The sequence below is a fragment of the Corallococcus sicarius genome, assembly GCF_003611735.1.
Lineage (GTDB): Bacteria > Myxococcota > Myxococcia > Myxococcales > Myxococcaceae > Corallococcus > Corallococcus sicarius.
The window spans coordinates 13,471-31,360 of sequence record NZ_RAWG01000087.1; the positions used below are offsets into that span (position 1 = coordinate 13,471).

Consider the following 17,890-nt stretch of genomic DNA (forward strand, 5'->3'; position numbering starts at 1 on the left):
TTCCGCGGTCCGTCGCTCGCCGTCCGCAATCGCACCCGAACCAGGTCAGGTCGCGAAGCCCACGATGCGCAAGAACTTCATCCTCGACACGAACGTCCTCCTCCATGACCCCCGCAGCATCTACGGGTTCAAGGACAACAACGTCATCATCCCCATCTACGTCATCGAGGAGATTGATCAGTTCAAGCGCGATCTCTCCGAGCTGGGGCGCAATGCGCGACTGGTGGCGCGCTACCTGGACTCCTTCCGCGCCGAAGGGTCCCTGAAGGAAGGCGTCCCGCTGCCGCACGGCGGGATGCTGCGCGTGAGCTTCACCGACCGGGCGCTTCCGTCGTCCATGGCGGACAGCAACCTGATGGACAACCGCATCCTCGCGGTGGCCATCGACCTGATGGAGAACGAGCCGGAGACCCAGGCCGTCTTCATCACCAAGGACACCAACCTGCGCATCCGCGCCGACGCCCTGGGCCTGTCCGCCGAGGACTTCGACACCGAGCGCGTGGAGATCACCGACCTCTACACGGGCTTCGCCGAACTGCTCGTGCCGCAGGACATGGTGGATCAGCTCTACAAGCCCGGCGGCGAGGTGGAAATCCCGGCCCAGGACCGGCTCTTCCCCAACCAGCTGGTGCTGCTCAAGGACGAACTCAACCCGTCCCACACCGCCATGGCCCGCTTCAACGGCGCCAAGGCGCGGCTCGTGCCGCTTGCGCGCCAGAGCAAGGAAGGCACCTGGGGCATCCGTCCGCGCAACATGGAGCAGGCCTTCTGCCTGGACCTGCTGCTCAACGATGACATCAAGCTCGTCACCATCGTGGGCAAGGCGGGCACGGGCAAGACGCTGCTCGCCATCGCCGCGGGCCTGCAGAAGGTGACGGAGGAGGGGCTGTACCACAAGCTGCTGGTCAGCCGGCCCATCTTCCCCCTGGGCCGCGACATCGGCTATCTGCCCGGCAGCGTCGAGGAGAAGCTCAACCCCTGGATGCAGCCCATCTTCGACAACGTGGAGTTCCTGATGAACCTGAGCCGCGCGGACAAGAAGGCCGGGCGCGGCCACCACGAGCTGATCGACCTGGGGCTGATGGAGATTGAACCGCTCACGTACATCCGTGGCCGGAGCATCCCCAACCAGTTCATCATCGTGGACGAGGCGCAGAACCTCACCCCCCACGAGGTGAAGACCATCCTCACCCGCGTGGGCGACAACACGAAGATCATCCTCACCGGCGACCCGTTCCAGATCGACAACCCGTACGTGGATGCGACGAACAACGGGCTCGTTCACGTCGTCAATCGCTTCAAGAACGAGAAGATCGCCGGCCACATCACCATGGCCAAGGGCGAGCGCAGCATGCTGGCCGAGTTGGCGGCCAACCTGCTGTGAGGCGCCCCACGCCCACCGCAAGAGACGCGTCATGACCCAGGACGGCTCCGACAAGCCCGAAGCCCCCGGTGAGGAGAAGAAGCCCCTCATCGAGTACCCCGCCATCTACACATTCAAGGTGATGGGCGAGCAGACGCCCGACTTCTCCGAACACGTGCGCTCGCTCTTCAAGCGGAAGATGGGGGCGGAGGTGTCTCCGGACTCCATCCACGTGCAGCCCAGCAGCAAGGGCAAGTACGTGTCGCTGAGCGTGTCGGTGTTCCTGCTGTCCGAGGAGCAGCGCCGCGCCATCTACGCGGAGCTGCACCAGGATCCCCGCATCGTCTACTACCTGTGAGGCAGGCGGTGCGCGGGCTCCATCCCAGGGTGGGGATGGGGCCTCGCGGTGGCTGGAAGTCCGGCCGGTGTGCGTATATGAGGAGGCCATGAGTCCCGCCGAGCACTTCCCGCTGTACCACCCGCCGGGTGCGCAGCGCGCGTTCGGCTCCGACGACGCCACGCTCCGCTTCGCCAAGGTGGCGCAGCTGGACCCGGGCGCGCGCGTGCTGGTGCTCGGGTGTGGCCCGGAAGGCGCCAGCGCCGTGCTCCTGGCCCAGGAGCTGAAGTGCTCCGTGGTCGCCGTGGACACGGACGAAGCCCTGGTGTCGCCGGTGCGCGAGCGCGTGCGCTCGCAGGGCCTGTCGGATCGCATCGAGGTGCGGCGCGTGGCGCCCGACGCGCTGGGCATGCTGGACGGCCCCTTCCACGGCATCCTCGTCCCCGGGCGCGTGCAGTACCCGCTGGACGTGTCGCTGCGCGTGTTCCGCCAGCTGTTGGGCAAGCGCGGCCGCGTGGGCTTCACCTTCCCGGCGCGCGTGGGCCGCTTCACGCCCAAGCCCGTGCTGGACTTCTGGGAGAAGCGCCTGGGCGCGCCGCTGCTCCTGCCGCGCGAGCTGCTCCAGGCGCTGGAAGGCGCCGGCTTCGAACCGGAGTCCGTGGAGACGCTGCACGACACGGAGCTGGACGCGCTCTACCGGGACATGGAAGCGCACCTGCCGGAGGCCACCTCCCAGGAGAGCGCCGCGTTCCGCGAGGAGCTGGCCCTGCACCAGGAGCACAACCACAGGCCGGGCGTCAGCTACGCGTTCGCGGTGGGCCGGCGCAAGGAGCCGGGAGAGAAGCCCCCCGCGTCGCGCGACCGGGGCTGACCGTCGTTCGCGGTGCGGGATTCGTGGAGGGCCCGGAGGATGGGCCCCGCCTTCGCCCCACCGGGCCCTACTGCACGCCGTTGAAGTCGAGCAGCTCGATGGACTCGGGCGCCACCGACAGCGTGACCTGCTCGCGGTAGCCGGCCGCGTCGCCGCCAATCTGGAAGGGCATGGGCTTGGCGAAGCGGATGGTGACGTCCTTCGCGTGGAAGTCGTGCAGGCCTTCCGGGGCCCAGCGGCCGTTCCACAGGCGGGGCAGGTTGGCCAGCACCTGCGTGGGCGACACCTGGCCCAGGCGCAGCTGCAGGTAGCCCCGGCGATCATTGGCGTAGGGGAACATCCGGAAGCCGTAGCCGTAGAAGGGCATGGTGCCCGCGGCCGCCATCATCAGCTTGCCGCGGTAGAGCGTCGCACCGGGGGCGAGGGGCGCGCCCACCTCGTGGCCGTCCGCGCCCAGGCGGAAGGCCTCCCCAGCGCCGTTGATGACCTCGCACTCCACCGACACGGAGCTGGTGAGGTAGTGCGGCACCGTCTTGAAGGCCACCGCGGAGAAGTACCCGCCACCGCCGGACATGACCCGCTTGAACATGCCCTTGCCCAGGGTCTCCTTCACGGCGATGTAGTCGTTGAGCACCTTGCCATCCACGCCCAGCCCCGCGAAGGGCGCGCGCTGGCCGTCCACCTGCACCAGGTCCATGCGACGCGTGCCCGGCACTTCCGAGGCGCGGGCGCGCACCACGTCGTTGAGGATGCCGTCGCCGCGCGTGCTGGAGGCGTTGACGAACGCCGCGATGCCGTTGCCCGTGCCCAGCTTCAGGATGCCGAAGCGCGGCGCGGCCTGGCCGGCGAACTTCCCGCGCGGGCCCACCTGCTGCAGCACCTCGTTGACGAAGCCCATGAAGGTGCCGTCGCCGCCGCCGGTGAACACCGTGGGATAGCCCCGCTCCAGCACCGTCTGCGCGATGCGCCGCGCGTCCAGCGGCGAGCGCGACAGGAACAGGTCCTCCTCCGGCACCACGTGCGAGAGCAGCTTCACCACCCGGGCGTCCACCTTCCGGGCGTTCGCGTTGAGCAGCACCGCGACCTTCGGTTCCGCGGACGGGAGCGCCGAAGGGGAGCGGCGGAAGTCCGTGGAACGAAGGGGCTGGACCAGCATGGGACGACTCCAGGGGGGCGGGGGACCGGTATGACAACGGTGACGCGGTTTGAACTGTGCACTTTTCTCGCCAACGGCTGACGCGGGGCGTCAGTCAGCGGTGTCGCTGGAGTTTCAAGGGGTTGCACGGTCTGCTGGTGGCCAATGTGGCCGCTCGGTTGCTACCGCGGGGTGACAGCGGTGTAGAGCGCGTTACGCACCCGTGCCACGCACGTGGCGGGGCGGTGACACACCCCGGCATGGACTGCGCACTGCGCTACGCAGGGGGCGTCATCACCTTTGCCCTGGGTACCCGGGCCCACGGGAAACCAGCCCTCGCGTTTGACACGCCGGGGGGGGTGGTTACGTTGGGCATACATCGGGTTTTGGCAGGAAAACCGTAGTTATTTCCAGAGGATGGGAACCGTGGGCAAGATTATCGGAATCGACCTGGGCACCACGAACAGCGTGGTGGCGATCATGGAGGGTCGCGAGCCCAAGGTCATCGTCAACGAAGAGGGTACCCCCACCACGCCTTCGGTGGTCGCGTTCACCAAGGATGGGGAGCGCCTGGTCGGTCAGGTGGCGAAGCGTCAGGCCATCACCAACCCGGAGCAGACCATCTACTCGGTGAAGCGCTTCATGGGTCGCCGGTACGAGGAGACCACCGAGGAGGCGAAGCTGGTCCCCTACAAGGTGGCCCGGGGCCCCAACGGCGATGCGCGCGTGGACATCAGCGGCAAGCAGTACAGCGCGCCGGAGATCAGCGCGCAGGTGCTGCTGAAGCTGAAGCGCGCCGCGGAGAACTACCTGGGTGAGAAGGTGACGGAGGCGGTCATCACCGTCCCGGCGTACTTCAACGACGCCCAGCGCCAGGCCACGAAGGACGCGGGCGAGATCGCCGGCCTCACCGTGCGCCGCATCGTGAATGAGCCCACCGCGGCCGCGCTCGCGTACGGCATGGACAAGAAGAAGGATGAGAAGATCGCCGTCTACGACTTCGGCGGTGGCACCTTCGACGTGTCCATCCTGGAAGTGGGCGAGAACGTCGTCGACGTGCTGGCCACCAACGGTGACACGCACCTGGGCGGCGACAACATCGACCTGCGGATCATGGACTGGCTGATCAGCGAGTTCAAGAAGGACACCGGGCTCGACGTCAGCAAGGACAAGATGGTCCTCCAGCGCCTGAAGGAGGCGGCGGAGAAGGCGAAGATCGAGCTGTCCAGCGCGATGCAGACGGACATCAACCTGCCGTTCCTCACGGCGGACGCTTCAGGTCCCAAGCACCTGAACGTGAAGCTCACGCGCGCCAAGTTCGAGCAGATGATCAGCGACCTGGTGGAGCGCTCGCTGGAGCCGTGTCGCAAGTGCCTGAAGGACTCGGGCCTGGACCCGAAGGACCTCAACGAGGTCGTGCTCGTGGGCGGCTCCACGCGCATCCCCATGGTGCAGGAGGCCGTGAAGCGGCTGTTCGGCAAGGAGCCGAACCGCACGGTGAACCCGGACGAGGTCGTGGCCGTGGGCGCCGCGGTGCAGGCCGGCGTGCTCTCCGGCGAGGTGAAGGACATCCTCCTGCTGGACGTGACGCCGCTGTCGCTGGGCGTGGAGACGCTGGGCGGCGTGATGACGAAGCTCATCGAGCGCAACACGACCATCCCCACGCGCAAGTCGGAGACCTTCTCCACGGCGGCGGACGGTCAGACGCAGGTGGAGATCCATGTGCTGCAGGGTGAGCGCGAGATGGCGGGCGACAACCGCAGCCTCGGCCGCTTCCACCTGACGGGCATGCCTCCGGCGCCGCGCGGCGTGCCGCAGATTGAGGTGACGTTCGACATCGACGCGAACGGCATCCTCAACGTCAACGCCAAGGACAAGGCGACGGGCAAGGAGACGAAGGTCACCATCAGCCACTCGTCCGGTCTGTCGAAGGACGAAGTGGAGAAGATGGTCACCGACGCCCGCGCCAACGAGTCCGCGGACAAGGCGCGCCGCGAGCTCATCGAGGTGAAGAACCAGGCGGAGAGCCAGGCCTACGCCGCGGAGAAGATGGTCAAGGAGAACAAGGACAAGCTCACCCCCGACGTGGCGAAGGCCATCGAGGATGGTGTCGCGGAGCTGCACAAGGTCCGCGAGGGGCAGGACAAGGACGCCATCAAGGCGGCCCTGGAGAAGCTCCAGCAGTCCACCTACAAGGCCGCGGAGGAGATGTACCGGGCCACCGGCGGCGCGCCGGGTGCCACGCCTCCTCCGGGCGGCGAGCCGTCCGCGGCCCCGGGCTCCAGCGCCCAGCCGTCCCCCAAGGACGACGTCGTGGATGCCGAGTTCCGCCAGTCGTAAGGCCGTGAGCTGCTGAATATCCAGGGCCGGTGCTCCAACGAGGGGCGCCGGCCCTGTTTTTTGCGCGCGTCCCCGCGTCCTTCCGGGGCGGTGGACGGTCGTGCCGGGCGCGGGATGTGGCGGGACGGCAACCCCGTGATTTCACGCGGCCCGGGGTGGCGGAGGCACTGCAAGGGGCGGGCGGGTTCCCGCTGCCCTTCAGGAAGGTGTCCTGCCATGTCCCGCATCGAATCCCCGCTGTCCGGCGTCCGCCCGGAGCTCACCGCCTCCGAGGTCCCCTCCAGCCCCGCATCCGCTCACGCGGCAACCGCTCCACGTCCGCTGCCGGGAGCCCCGGCCAACTCCGTGGAGGTGTTCCGGGGCACCGTCGCATCGGCGCAGGTCTCCTCGCGGGCCTCCTCGCAGGGGGCGCTCCGGGCGAGGGAGGACAATGGCTTCGACTTCGGCGTGGGCGGCGCGTTCCCGCCCCGGCCCGCGGGCAGCCTGCGCGAGCAGGTGAAGCAGGGGGCGCTGCTGATGGCGCAGACCGAGGCGGCGGCGGTCAGCGTGACGCTGGACGGGGGCGCCATGATGGACGCCTACGCGCGCGAGCACCTGCGACACCTGGAGCCGAGTCCGCCCATCGACGGCGCGCCCACGTCGCTCACCGACTACACCAGCACCATTCCCGGCGTGTCCGCGAAGGAGGCCTACGCATCCTTCGTGAGCCATCCGGAGACGCTCTTCGGCGCGGCGGGCATCTTCCTGCGGCCGGCGGCGAGCGCGCTGACAGATGGCGCGCGGCTGTTCCTGGAGGAGCAGGGGCCGCCGCCGGTGTGGGCGCCCATCACCGTGAAGCTGGACGAGGAGCAGCGCACCGTCCACATCACCACCCTGGACGGCCATCCGTTGCGCGGCACCAACCGGTTCGTCTTCGACGACGACGGCACCGGCGGCACGCGCATCCGCCAGTACTCCGCCTTCCAGGGCAGCTCACCGGCGACGTCGGTGGGCCTTGCCCTGATGGATCCCATTGAACGGCAGCACGACATCTGGCGCAGCGTGCACGGACAACTGCATGACATGCTCAAGGCCCGCTGACATAGAAGGCGTGTGGGGAGGTGACGCGTGACGACGCTCCAGACAACGCCGCCGGGACATGACGTGGTCCTCTTCGACAGCCACTGCCGCGTCTGCAGCGGAGCCGCGCGGCAGATGCAGCGGCTGGTGGGCGGCCAGGGCACGAAGCTGCTCTCGTTCCGCGACGAGGGCGTCCTGGAGGCGTTCCCCGGCGTCAGCTTCGAGCGGTGTGAGAAGGCCATGCAGCTCATCCAGGCGGACGGCCAGGTCCTGGAAGGGGCGGAGGCCATCATCCGGGCGCTGGGCCGGCGGCCACTGGGCCGGCTGCTCTACGTGTACTACGTGCCGGGCCTGCGGCAGCTCGCGGACGCGGTGTATGGGGTGGTGGCCCGCTACCGCTTCCGCATCGCGGGTCGTGATTGCCCCGACGGTGCGTGTGCGGTCCACTTCAAATAGGGGAAGAGGGGCGGGTAGCATGCGTCCTTCCCCGCTCCCCTCTGGTCCTCCGTGACTTCGCCTCCTCCGCCGTACCAGCAGGCCGCCCAGTCCTTTCGCCGCTTCTTCGGGGAGCTGAGAGAGACGTACCTGGAGCGGGAGACCCTCTTCACGCAGATTGAGCTGGCGCTGCTCTGCCGCGAGCACGTGCTGGTGGTGGGGCCCCCGGGGACCGCGAAGAGCGCGGTCGCGAGCGCCGTCCTGGGGCGCATCACCGACGAGGTGTCCGGGCTGCCCTCGCTGTTCTCCAAGCAGATCGCCGAGTCCACGCTGCAGACGGACCTCATCGGCCCGGTGGACTTCAAGGTGCTCACGGAGACGGGGCGCACCGAGTACCTCACCGACGAGGGGATGCTGGGCTCCGTGCACGCGTTCCTGGACGAGGTCTTCGACGGCCGGGACATGCTGCTGCGCTCCATCCTCAACGTGATGTACGAGCGGGAGCTGAAGCACGGCCGGAAGGTGACGGCCGGACGCACCGAGTGCGTCGTGATGACGAGCAATCGCTACCTCACCGAGGTGCTCGCGCGCTCGCCGGAGCTGCTCCTGGCGTTCGCGGACCGGCTGAGCTTCATCTGCTTCGTGCCCAAGGCCTTCGCCCGGCGGGAGAGCCGGGCCGCGATGCTGCACCGCTTCGTGCACGGGACGCGGCCGGACCTGCGCGCCACGTTGACGCTCCAGCAGTTGGATCTGCTCCAGGACGCGGTGGCCCTGGTGAAGGTGCCCGGCAACGTGCTCGAAGGCGTGGAGATGCTGACGGACGCGCTGGAGCGCACGCTGGTGGCGCAGGTGTCGAAGCTGCCGGACTACGTGCCCACGAAGTACTTCTCCCAGCGGTCGGTGGTGAAGGCGCTGTGGACGCTGAAGGCCGCGGTGGTGCGCGATCAGATCTACCGCCGCCCGGACCGTCCGCTCGAGGCGACGGTGGAGGACCTGGACGCGCTGCGCTGGTTCTTCCTGCTCGGGGGACCGCCCGCGGCGGAGGCGGACGCGCTGCTCAAGGCCGCGGTGGATCCGCGCGAGCGGGCGCAGCTGGAGATCGTCCGGCTGGAGCAGCGCACCTTCGACGAGGTGCTGGGCAAGGTGCGCCAGGAGCTGGGCGGAGGCGTGGAGCGCGAGGCGACGACGCTCGCGGCCGCCGACGACGTGAACGCCGCCGAGGCGCTGAGCCGCAACTGGCAGGCGGGCGTGGTGTCCAGCACCGCTCGCGGGGTGCTGGGCAAGCTGGTGCCGGGGCCGCGCCACGGACAGAACCGGGCCCCGCTGCTGGTCGCGGCGCGCGCGCTGGTGGCGGCGCTGGAGCAGCGCCTGTCGCGAGGCATGGCGGGGCAGGGGGAGGGGAGGGGCGGCGTGGCGCTGCTCATCGCCATCCGCGATGTCCTGGAGCTGTGCCGCGCGGTGCCGGAGCTGCGGCCGGGCTATCCCGCCCTGTGCGAGGCGTCCGCGCGGTTCCTCGAGCAGGCGCTGGAGATGAGCGCGTCCGCGGCGGAGGGGCTAGCGTTCGAGGACGGCGTGAAGATGGAGTGGCTGGTCGGGCTCGCCGAGAACCTGGAGGAGGAGCTGGGGGTGATGGGCGCCCTGGCGGCGATGCTCACCGAGGCCGTGCCCACCCTGCATGAGCGGCTGCGCGACGCCGACCGGGACACGCGCCGCCGCGTGGTGGTGGCGCTGCGCCGCCGGGTGTCGGCGGCGTTCCCCTCGGTGAACCCCCGGGGACGCAAGGATCCGCTGGACGCGCTCTCCGCGGACTCGCGGCGCCTCACCCAGCTGGAGAAGGCGCTGACGGCGCTGGACGCCTCGCAGGCCGGGCTGAAGCAGGAGCTGCTCAAGCCGCTGAGCGTGGCGTACGCGCGCGAGGTGCTGGGCGCGACCCCCTTCGAGCGCATCGAGCAGTACGGCCGTGCGGTGCAGGCGGTGGCGGAGAACCTGCGGCGCGAGGGCGTGACGGCCGAACCGGTGCTCGTCGAGTGCCGCGAGCTGATGGAGACGCGCCTGCGGGAGCACGCCCGCGTGCTGTCGCGCGAGGTGGCCAGTCCTCCGCCCGCGCCCACCGCGGTGCTCAACGGCGACGCGTACACCTACTACCGGGGCGAGCTGTCCGCGCAGGCTCCGGATGGGGAGCTGGCGGCGCTGGTGGGGCTGGACGGTCAGCTGATGGCGGCGCGTCCGCCCCTGGCCTCGTCGTTCCTTTCGGACTCGGTGCGTGCGGCGGTGGCCGAGGCGGAGCTGTCCTTCCTCCAGTCGCGCATCAAGTACCTGCGCAGCTGGCTGACGCAGCTGTTGTCCGCACTGCCGTCCGTGGACACCCTCGCCGCACGGGCCGACGCGGAGCGCACCTTCGAGTGGCTGGTGCGCAGCCGCTTCCCCCTGCTCGCGCTCAAGGAAGGCGAGCTCGTGCGGCTCAAGGCCACGCTGGGCATGCTGGAGACCCTTCCGGGAGAGCTGGGGGACAGCGCGCGCAAGCTGTCCGCCCAGCTGCGCGGCATCGACGAGGACTTCGGGCGCTTCAGCCGGCAGGTGTTGGCGCGGCGGAGCGCGCCGTGAGCGCGGGTGCCGTGGGCGGAAGGCGGCGCTGAGGCGTGCTGGCGCGGCGACTCACCCAGCTGCGGCAGCGCCTGGATGCGCTGCGCCAGCCTCCGACGGGGCGGGGAGGCCCTTCGTGGTCCTGGCCCTTCGGGCGGAAGGTGCGGGGGCCGGAGGACCTGTCCCTGCCATTGCTCGTGGCGCTCGACCGCGAGCTGGACCGCGTGGGTGTCCACACCGCCGCGGACGCGCGGCTGCTGCTCGCGCTGGGCACCCAGCGGGGGAGGGCAGGGGTGCTCGCGCAGGGGCTCGCGGGGCGCGCGGCCCAGGCCCTGGAGGAGTTCGAGGAGTGTCTGCGCCTCGTGGAGCGGGCGCATCGCTCCGGGGAGATGCCGGCGGGGGCCCTCACCGCGTTGGACCGGGGCTTCGTGCGGCTGGCGCGCGCGGTGAAGGTGGCGGACCTCTTCGGCCGCCCGCTGGAGCCGTTCGAGGACGACGCGCCGTTCGAGATCTTCGAGCGTCCGGCGGAGACGGACCGCCAGCGGCCTCCGGCCAGCGCCCGGTTGGCCATCGCCGAACTGCTGGCCGGCCGCGCGCGGGAGAACGTCATCGACCTGGTGCAGAAGCGGCGCGACCTGGACCTCGCCCACGAGATGCTGCTGCGCCTGGGCACGGACGCGGACCGCGCGCGGAGCATGGCGCTGCGCAACGACGTGGCGGAGGCGCGGGAGCGCGTGCGCGAGGTGCCGCCCACGCGCTCGCTGGAAGCGCTGGTGCGCAACGTGCGCGAGAACGTCCAGAAGGATCCCCGGGGCGCCTACCGCTCGTTGCAGGGACTCTATGAGCGCGCCCTGGAGGCCGGAGACGCGGACCTGGCAGCCGCGGCCCGGAGCGCGCTGACGCCGCTGCTGCCCCCGGAGCCTCGGCTGACGCGCCTGGTGGAGGACGCGGAGTCGGAGGCGCTGGTCCGGTGGCTCGGGGAGTCGGACGCGGCGGAGGCGCCCGAGCGCGAGGTGGAGGATGCGCCCGACGAGCGGCTCGCGGACCTGGCGTTCTCGCTCCAGCCGGAGCAGCTGGCCACCTTCGACCTGGCGGCCGGGTGCGCGCGCTACTTCGACGTGGAGGATTCGCTGACGGAGGAGATCGTCGAGTCGAACACCACCGCCGCGCGAGCCGTTCCGCGGCAGGTGCCGTATCCGACGCAGACGATGTCGTTCTCCACGACGGGGAGCCTGGACGACCTCCACCACTTCGTCATCACCGACCCCCGGCGCATCCTCCAGGACCTGGCCGCGCACCGGCAGCTCGTGCGCACGTACCTGGACGACGCGCCTCCGCCCAGGCCGCGCAAGGTGAAGCGCACCGCCGTGCGCGTCTACGTCTGTGACGCCTCCGGCTCCATGCACGGCGCGCGGGCGCGCTTCCGCGACGCGCTCATCATCGCGGAGCTGAACAACCTGCGCGTGAAGGCGCGGCGCGGGGAGGCCTTTGATCCGCTGTACTTCAGCTTCTTCAACGACGTGCCCACGGAGCTGGCGCGCGTGGAGACCGCCGCGGAGGCGACCCGGCAGATCGAGAAGCTCTTCCGCGACTCGCCCGCCGAAGGACAGACGGACATCTCGCTCGCCCTGCTGTCCGCCTTCGACTCCATCCGCGCCGCGCAGGGAAGGGATCCCTACCTCGCCCGTGCGACGGTGGTGCTCATCACCGACGGCGAGGACCGCGTGGACCTGGACCTCATCCGCCGCACCCGCGCGCCCATGGGCGCCCTGGACATCGCGCTGAGCTTCATCTCGCTGGGCGAGGAGAACCCCGACCTCAAGTCCCTGGTGCTCGAGCAGCGCGCCGCCGGGGGCCGCGCCTTCTACCACCCGCTCTCCGACGAGGAGATCCGCTGGGCCCGCACCGAGTTCGACACGCCCTGGCGCACGCTGCTGCCGCGCGACGTGCCGGCCACCCTGGCGGCGCTCGAGTCGCTGGCCCCGCACCTGGACGCACTGGAGGCGGTGGCCGCGGGCCGTGTGCCCCAGGCCGGTGTCGCGGTGGAGGCCTCCTTCGACGCGCTCTTTCCGGACTCGCCCGCGTCGTCTCCGTCCCCGGAAGCGCCCGGCCCGGACGTCGTGGCGCGCGTGGCGGACATCCTGGAGGCAGTGGGCGAGGCCGCGTCGCTGGCGCCCGCGGACCGGCGCGCGACGGAGAGCGTGGTGCTCCTGCAGCACCTGCTGTCCGTCTATGGACTGACGCCCGCGCGCTACCTCGCGGTGCTGTCCGGCGGCGGTCGTCTGGTGGGGGACGCGCTGGAACGGGTGCGACTGCTCTGCCGTCCGTTCGGGTAGGCTCCCGCGCGGCACGTCCCATGTTCGGCTTCCTCAAACGCAAGAAGACGCCCTCGGCGCCCGTGGATCCGCTGGCCACGTTCGACCGGCTCATCGAGGACCTGGAGCGCCAGGCGGCCGAGGTGCGCAAGTCCGCCGCCACGCTGCTGGCCCTCAAGGGTGAGCTGTCGCGCGGGGTGACGCGCTACACGGCGCGCCTGGGGGACATCGCCGGCCGGCGCCAGACGGCCCATGACAAGGGCGACGCGAAGGGCGTGGGCGTGCTGGAGCGCGACCGCGTGCAGACCGAGCGCCTGCTGGAGACCACGCGCGAATCCCTGCGCCGCGCGGAGCGGGACTCGGAGCTGCTGCTCTCCGCGGCCGGGGAGCTGGGCGAGCGCGTGGCGGACCTGCGCATCGAGCGGGAGAGCGCATCGGCGCGGATGGCGGTGGGCGGCGTCATCACCGACACGCTGCGCGAGCAGGTGGAGCGCTTCGACCGGGTGCTCGCGCTGGAGGCCGCGCGCGACGAGGTGGAGAAGGCGCACGCCCTCGCGGACATCTACCGCGAGGAGCACCTGCCCCCGAAGCCGCCCGAGCGCGCCAAATAGGGGAGGAGGGCGCGCTCAGGAGCGCCGGGCCGTCTGGTGCAGCTCCAGCACGATGCTGCCGCCCTTGAGCAGCCGCACCGCCCCGGACGTCTGGCTCACCACCAGCGCGATGCAGTGGGTGGTGGAGGTGATGCCCGCGGCCGCCGCGTGCCGTGCGCCCAGTCCCAGGGGAATCTTCACCGTGTCGTCCGTGGCGGACAGGTAGCGGCCGGCGGACAGCACCACGCCGTCCTCGCGGATGACGAACGCGCCGTCCAGCACGGAGAAGTTCTTGATGGCGTCGCGGATCTTCGGGTCGAGCACGTTGCGCTCGGCCTCGGACAGGCCCTGGAACGGGTTGATGGTGAGCTGCCGGCTCTTCTCCAGCACGCTCGTGTGGTCGCCAATCGTGATGATGGTCCCGATGGGGTGGCCCTCGAAGCCCTCCTGGCCGATCTGCAGCGCCAGCTGGAGGAGCGCGTCCACCACCTGCGAGTTGAACTCCTCGCCCAGCTTCACGCCCTCGATGGCCAGCCGGTCGTCCAGCGACCCGCCGATGCGCATCTGCATCAAGGTGTCCGGCGCACGACCCACCTTTCCCGTCATGCACAACACCAGGTCACCTTCCTTGAAAGCACCCTGGGAAAGTGCCGACACGAGCGCTACCTTCACCCGCTCGGTGCGCGAGTAGTCGTACGCCGGGATGACGAGCGCACGGACCTTCTTGCGTTGGTGCTCATGGGCCAGCGCTTCCAGCGTCACGGCGTACACGAGCTTCTTGCGAGCAGGCCGACCCCGCAGGTCCTCAGGAGGAATGGGCGTGTCACAGATGTAGAGGAAGTGGTCGACGTCGCTCTTGGCGGCCAGTGTCAGCGCCGAGCGCAAGAATTCCCGATCGAACTTCGTGTTGTCGCTCAAGCCGCCCCTCGTGCACTACAATTTGAAGCAGGTCAGCTTGACACTGCAAGGTGCATGAATAAAGCTTTCGGGCCCTTTTTTTCAGGGGCCAGGCCCCTCTACCCGCCCCACCTGGAGCGCAGGCTGTGAATCAGAAAGATCTCAAGCGTTACAAGAAGATGCTCGAGGACAGCAAGACGAGCCTGCTGGAGAGCGCGAAGAAGACCCTGGTGGAGGAGTCTTCGTTCGACACGGACGACCTGCCGGACGAAATCGACCAGGCCGCCTCCGAGTACACCCAGTCCATGGTCTTCCGTCTGCGGGACCGCGAGAAGTTCCTGCTGCAGAAGATCGAGAAGGCACTCGCGCGCGTGGAAGACGGCACGTTCGGCATTTGCGAGCGCTGCGAAGAGGACATCTCCCCCAAGCGGCTGGAGGCGCGTCCGGTGACGACGCTCTGCATCCGGTGCAAGGAGGAGCAGGAGAAGAAGGAGAAGTCCTACGGCTGACGCCACGTGACGTGTTCCGGGCCGCACGGGCTTGAAGCGCCGTGCGGCCTTGCCTTCGCGCCCGCCTGGAGGCCCCATGCGCGGCCGGCCGGCCTCTGCTCAGGCGACGACGGGCTGGATCTCCACGCGCAGCAGCTGGCGACCGATGAGGAAGTGGTCGCCGTTGTCGACGAACGTGGGGCCCGCCAGACGGATGAAGGTGCCGTTGGACGAGCCCACGTCGCGCACCATCAGCCGGTCCCCGCGCACCTGCAGGAGCGCATGCCTCCCGGACACGAAGCCGTCCGTGGGGAAGGCGATGTCGCCCTGCTCACGACCCAGCAGGTTGTCGCCGTCCTTGAGCGGGAAGGCCGCGCCGCGCAGGCCGCCCTCCAGCAACTGGATGAGCCGCAGCCGGTAGCCGGGATCCGGGGAGCCCCACACCTGCGTGCCGCCGGGCCCGAGCGCCGCGGTGGGGATGGGCTCCAGCACCAGGCGCTGGCGGCCCAGACGCAGCTCTCCGCCCGCGGGCAGCTCGCGCTCCTGGCGCAGGCGCACGAAGACGCCGTTGGCGCCGCCCACGTCCTCCACGGCGAGCCGCGCGCCGGAGAAGAAGAAGCGGCACTGCACGGGCATGATGAAGGGGTCGTCGTTGAGCGCGATGTCCGCCTGCTGGCCGCAGGTGAGGGTGTCGCGCTGCATGCGCACGAGTGACTCGGGGCCGCCGTCCGCCCGCACCACGCGGATGGAAACCTGCGGGCGCGACGACACGTGCGCCACGGCCATCACCATCGTCCCGGAGCGCAGCGCCGAGCCACAAGCGCGGCATACGGTGGCATCCCGGGAATTCTCGGTGTCACAGCGGGGGCAATATTCCACGGCGTCCATGAGAGGCCCTCTTCTAGCAGGCCCGAGCGGCGTTGGGGGGGCTTGCAGCGCATGGCTTGCTCCCCACCCGAGGGGCATGGTGAAGTCCCGGCCCCACTCACTGGACGCTGACGTGTACTGCCCTTCCTGCGGCGCCGACGCCGAAGACTCTTCCCGTTACTGCCCCGCCTGTGGCGCCACCTTGTTGCGCTCGGTGGAGGGCGGTGACGAGTACGTCGGCAAGACGATTGCCTCCAAGTACCGGGTGGAGGCCCTCATTGGCGAGGGCGGAATGGGCAAGGTGTACCGCGCCCGCCAGCTCGCGCTCGACAAGGTGGTGGTGCTCAAGGTCCTGCGCCACACGCTGCTGTCGGACGAGCGCACCGTCGCGCGCTTCCAGCGCGAGGCCAAGGCGGCCAGCCGCCTCAACCACCCCAACTCCATCAGCGTGCTGGACTTCGGTCAGGCGGACGACGGCGCGCTCTTCATCGCGATGGAGTACGTGGCCGGGCAGGACCTGCACCAGATTCTCAGCCGCGAGTGGCCGCTGGGCGAGGCGCGCGTGGTGCGCATCGCCATGCAGATCCTCAACGCGCTGTCGGACGCGCACGGCGCGGGCGTCATCCACCGGGACCTCAAGCCCGAGAACATCATGGTGGAGCAGCGCCGCAACGAACCGGACTTCGTGAAGGTGCTGGACTTCGGCATCGCGAAGATCACCGACGTGCAGGACGAGGGCCCGGCCCTCACGCGCGCGGGCTTCGTGTGCGGCACGCCGGAGTACATGTCGCCGGAGCAGGCGCGCGGCGCGGTGCTGGACTACCGCTCGGACCTGTACGCGGTGGGCGTCATCCTCTACCAGCTCACCACGGGCCTCCTGCCCTTCGAGTCCGACTCGGCGGTGGGCTACGCCACCAAGCACCTCACCGAGGAGCCGCCCCCGCCCACGCGCCGCCGGCCGGACGCGCGCATCTCCCCGGGCATGGAGCGCCTCATCCTGCGCGTCCTGTCGAAGGACCCGGATGACCGGCCGGCCGACGCCGCGGCCTTCAAGATGGAGCTGCTCGCGGTGGACAAGGAGCGGCGCCGGGGCGGAGCGAACGACGCCGCGCCCCGCCGTCAGCAGCCCTCCGGCGTGCTGGCGCCCATTCCGCGCAAGTCCCAGGCGGCCCAGAAGCAGGACGCGCGCAACAACACGGGCTGGAACGACGTGACGGTGGAGGCCACCGTGCGCGCGTCGCTGCCGGACTCGCGCACGCCCGTGTCCGACGAGGCCACGCTGGCAATGGAGAGCCCGCGGGCCAGCCGCACCGCGGAGACCTCGCCCACGTCAGGTGGCGGCGAGGGCTTCATCCTCTTCTTCAAGGCGCTCACCACCATGCTGGTGCTGGGGGCGGTGGGCTTCTTCGTCTACTACTTCGGCGTGGGTGCCGGCAGTGGAGCGGAGGGCAACCAGTACCTGCCGCCGCCCAACGCACCCCGGCAGCTCAACGCCACGGGCGCGGATCAGCCCGACTACGAGCGGGAGATCCCCAGCAACGCGCGCAACGTCGACAAGGCGCGCAAGCTGACGCAGGCCGGGGACCGCGACGTGCTGGCGGGCGAGTGGGGCCGCGCGGCGGCGAGCTACAAGGAAGCCTTCACCTTCAACCCGGAGGCGGAGCTGGCCCTGAAGCTGGGCGAGATGTACTGGCAGCGCGACCAGACCGACGAGGCGCGCGGCTGGTGGGTGCGCCACCTGCGGGACATGCCCGACTCGCGGGCGCGCCCGTACATCGAAGAGCGGCTGGGCAGCCCCGTGGCCCGCCCGTCCACGCCCTGAAGTTCCGATGCGCCGCGGATGAAGCCCCCGATGCAGCTCCGGTAACGCCCGGGGCAGGGGGCTGACGCCGGCCTGCCTTCAGCCGAGCGTTTCCACCTGCACCACGTGCTGGCCCAGGCGGACCCGGTCACCCGGACGCAGGGGGCGCTCCGTGGCCGGGGGGATGCGCACGAAGGTGCCCAGGCCGCCGGACAGATCCCTCAGCATCGCGCCCGACGCGGTGGGGCTCAGTTCGCAGTGCCGGCCGGCGAGCCCCTCGTCATGCGGGTAGGCCAGGTCGCAGTGCGCCTGCCCGATGGTCAGCAGCGCCGCGGCCGTCACCACCGCCCGGCCTGCCCTGCCGCCCATGTGCACCTCTTCCACGCCGTACAGCGCCTGGCCCAGGGGCACCGGCGAGCCGTACAGGTTCGGGCGGCCCGCGACAGGGGGCGGTGACTCGACGCGGCCGGTGAAGCGGAACAGCCGCTGGCCGGCGCTGAAGAGGGCGCGCGGCGCCAGGGGCTCCGTGCCGGCGAAGGTGACGTAGACGCCCGAGGCGCTCGACTCGTCCCGCACGAAGAGGGCGCCGTCCTTCACCAGGAAGGTGGCGTGCAGCGGCGACACGAAGACGTCGTCGGGGAAGAGGATGGCGCCGCGCTGGCGGCCCACCACGCAGCCCGTCACCGGCAGCTTGTAGCGCTGGCCGCGCGTCGTCCCGGCAATCACCGCCAGCCCGAAGCGCGACGCCACCGGGGCGGGACGCGCCACCGGGGTCGCGCCCGTGGGCACTGGCGGGCCCGGGGGCATGG

At 70.3% G+C, this 17,890-nt stretch carries 15 protein-coding genes; 11 read left to right on the forward strand and 4 right to left on the reverse strand.

Annotated features, from left to right (window positions below; all coding sequences use genetic code 11):
* Positions 1-64: 64 nt before the first annotated feature.
* The 3 genes from D7X12_RS15730 to D7X12_RS15740 all read left to right on the forward strand — a co-directional run bounded on the left by D7X12_RS15730 (position 65) and on the right by D7X12_RS15740 (position 2,571).
* Positions 65-1,384, forward strand: a complete 1,320-nt coding sequence (locus D7X12_RS15730) for a PhoH family protein (RefSeq protein ID WP_120626090.1) — start codon at positions 65-67, stop codon at positions 1,382-1,384.
* Positions 1,385-1,415: 31 nt separating this feature from the next.
* On the forward strand, positions 1,416-1,721 hold the full coding sequence (locus D7X12_RS15735) for an HP0495 family protein (RefSeq protein WP_120626091.1): 306 nt from the start codon (positions 1,416-1,418) through the stop codon (positions 1,719-1,721).
* Positions 1,722-1,809: 88 nt separating this feature from the next.
* Positions 1,810-2,571 carry an SAM-dependent methyltransferase gene (locus tag D7X12_RS15740; RefSeq protein WP_120626092.1) on the forward strand — a complete coding sequence of 254 codons (762 nt, stop codon included), beginning with the start codon at positions 1,810-1,812 and terminating at the stop codon, positions 2,569-2,571.
* Between the two features lie 67 nt (positions 2,572-2,638).
* Here D7X12_RS15740 and D7X12_RS15745 read toward each other — a convergent pair whose 3' ends face one another.
* Positions 2,639-3,727: a diacylglycerol/lipid kinase family protein gene (locus tag D7X12_RS15745; RefSeq protein WP_120626093.1), complete on the reverse strand. Its 1,089-nt coding sequence runs from the start codon at positions 3,725-3,727 to the stop codon at positions 2,639-2,641.
* A gap of 405 nt (positions 3,728-4,132) precedes the next feature.
* Between D7X12_RS15745 and dnaK the strand changes: the two genes are divergently transcribed.
* The 6 genes from dnaK (at position 4,133) to D7X12_RS15775 (ending at position 13,049) form a co-directional block, all read left to right on the forward strand.
* Positions 4,133-6,046: a molecular chaperone DnaK gene (dnaK, locus tag D7X12_RS15750; RefSeq protein ID WP_120626101.1), complete on the forward strand. Its 1,914-nt coding sequence runs from the start codon at positions 4,133-4,135 to the stop codon at positions 6,044-6,046.
* 216 nt (positions 6,047-6,262) lie between these two features.
* A complete protein-coding gene (locus tag D7X12_RS15755; protein WP_120626094.1) occupies positions 6,263-7,126 on the forward strand; it encodes a hypothetical protein in 864 nt (287 codons plus the stop codon).
* Between the two features lie 27 nt (positions 7,127-7,153).
* Positions 7,154-7,561 (forward strand): thiol-disulfide oxidoreductase DCC family protein, encoded by a 408-nt coding sequence (locus D7X12_RS15760; RefSeq protein WP_120626095.1) that lies wholly within the window; start codon positions 7,154-7,156, stop codon positions 7,559-7,561.
* A 51-nt stretch (positions 7,562-7,612) separates the two neighbouring features.
* Positions 7,613-10,144 (forward strand): AAA family ATPase, encoded by a 2,532-nt coding sequence (locus D7X12_RS15765; RefSeq protein ID WP_120626096.1) that lies wholly within the window; start codon positions 7,613-7,615, stop codon positions 10,142-10,144.
* 35 nt (positions 10,145-10,179) lie between these two features.
* Positions 10,180-12,459, forward strand: a complete 2,280-nt coding sequence (locus D7X12_RS15770; RefSeq protein ID WP_120626097.1) for a vWA domain-containing protein — start codon at positions 10,180-10,182, stop codon at positions 12,457-12,459.
* A 20-nt stretch (positions 12,460-12,479) separates the two neighbouring features.
* Entirely contained in the window at positions 12,480-13,049 is a 570-nt protein-coding gene (locus D7X12_RS15775; protein ID WP_120626098.1) for a PspA/IM30 family protein, read from the forward strand.
* 15 nt (positions 13,050-13,064) lie between these two features.
* On the opposite strand, the gene D7X12_RS15780 is transcribed toward D7X12_RS15775, so the two are convergent.
* Positions 13,065-13,946, reverse strand: a complete 882-nt coding sequence (locus tag D7X12_RS15780) for a DNA integrity scanning protein DisA nucleotide-binding domain protein (RefSeq protein WP_120610461.1) — start codon at positions 13,944-13,946, stop codon at positions 13,065-13,067.
* Positions 13,947-14,071: 125 nt separating this feature from the next.
* On the opposite strand from D7X12_RS15780, the gene D7X12_RS15785 reads away from it, so the two are divergent.
* Positions 14,072-14,434 carry a TraR/DksA family transcriptional regulator gene (locus D7X12_RS15785; RefSeq protein ID WP_120610462.1) on the forward strand — a complete coding sequence of 121 codons (363 nt, stop codon included), beginning with the start codon at positions 14,072-14,074 and terminating at the stop codon, positions 14,432-14,434.
* Positions 14,435-14,533: 99 nt separating this feature from the next.
* On the opposite strand, the gene D7X12_RS15790 is transcribed toward D7X12_RS15785, so the two are convergent.
* Complete coding sequence (locus D7X12_RS15790; protein ID WP_120626099.1) at positions 14,534-15,301, reverse strand: double zinc ribbon and FHA domain-containing protein; 768 nt, start codon at positions 15,299-15,301, stop codon at positions 14,534-14,536.
* Positions 15,302-15,377: 76 nt separating this feature from the next.
* Here D7X12_RS15790 and D7X12_RS15795 point away from each other — a divergent pair, with 76 nt between their 5' ends.
* A complete protein-coding gene (locus tag D7X12_RS15795) occupies positions 15,378-17,102 on the forward strand; it encodes a serine/threonine-protein kinase (RefSeq protein WP_120626100.1) in 1,725 nt (574 codons plus the stop codon).
* A gap of 78 nt (positions 17,103-17,180) precedes the next feature.
* Here the strand turns inward: D7X12_RS15795 and D7X12_RS15800 are convergent.
* Positions 17,181-17,890, reverse strand: a 710-nt coding sequence (locus D7X12_RS15800; protein WP_147443682.1) for an FHA domain-containing protein, incomplete at its 5' end; no start/stop codon positions are given.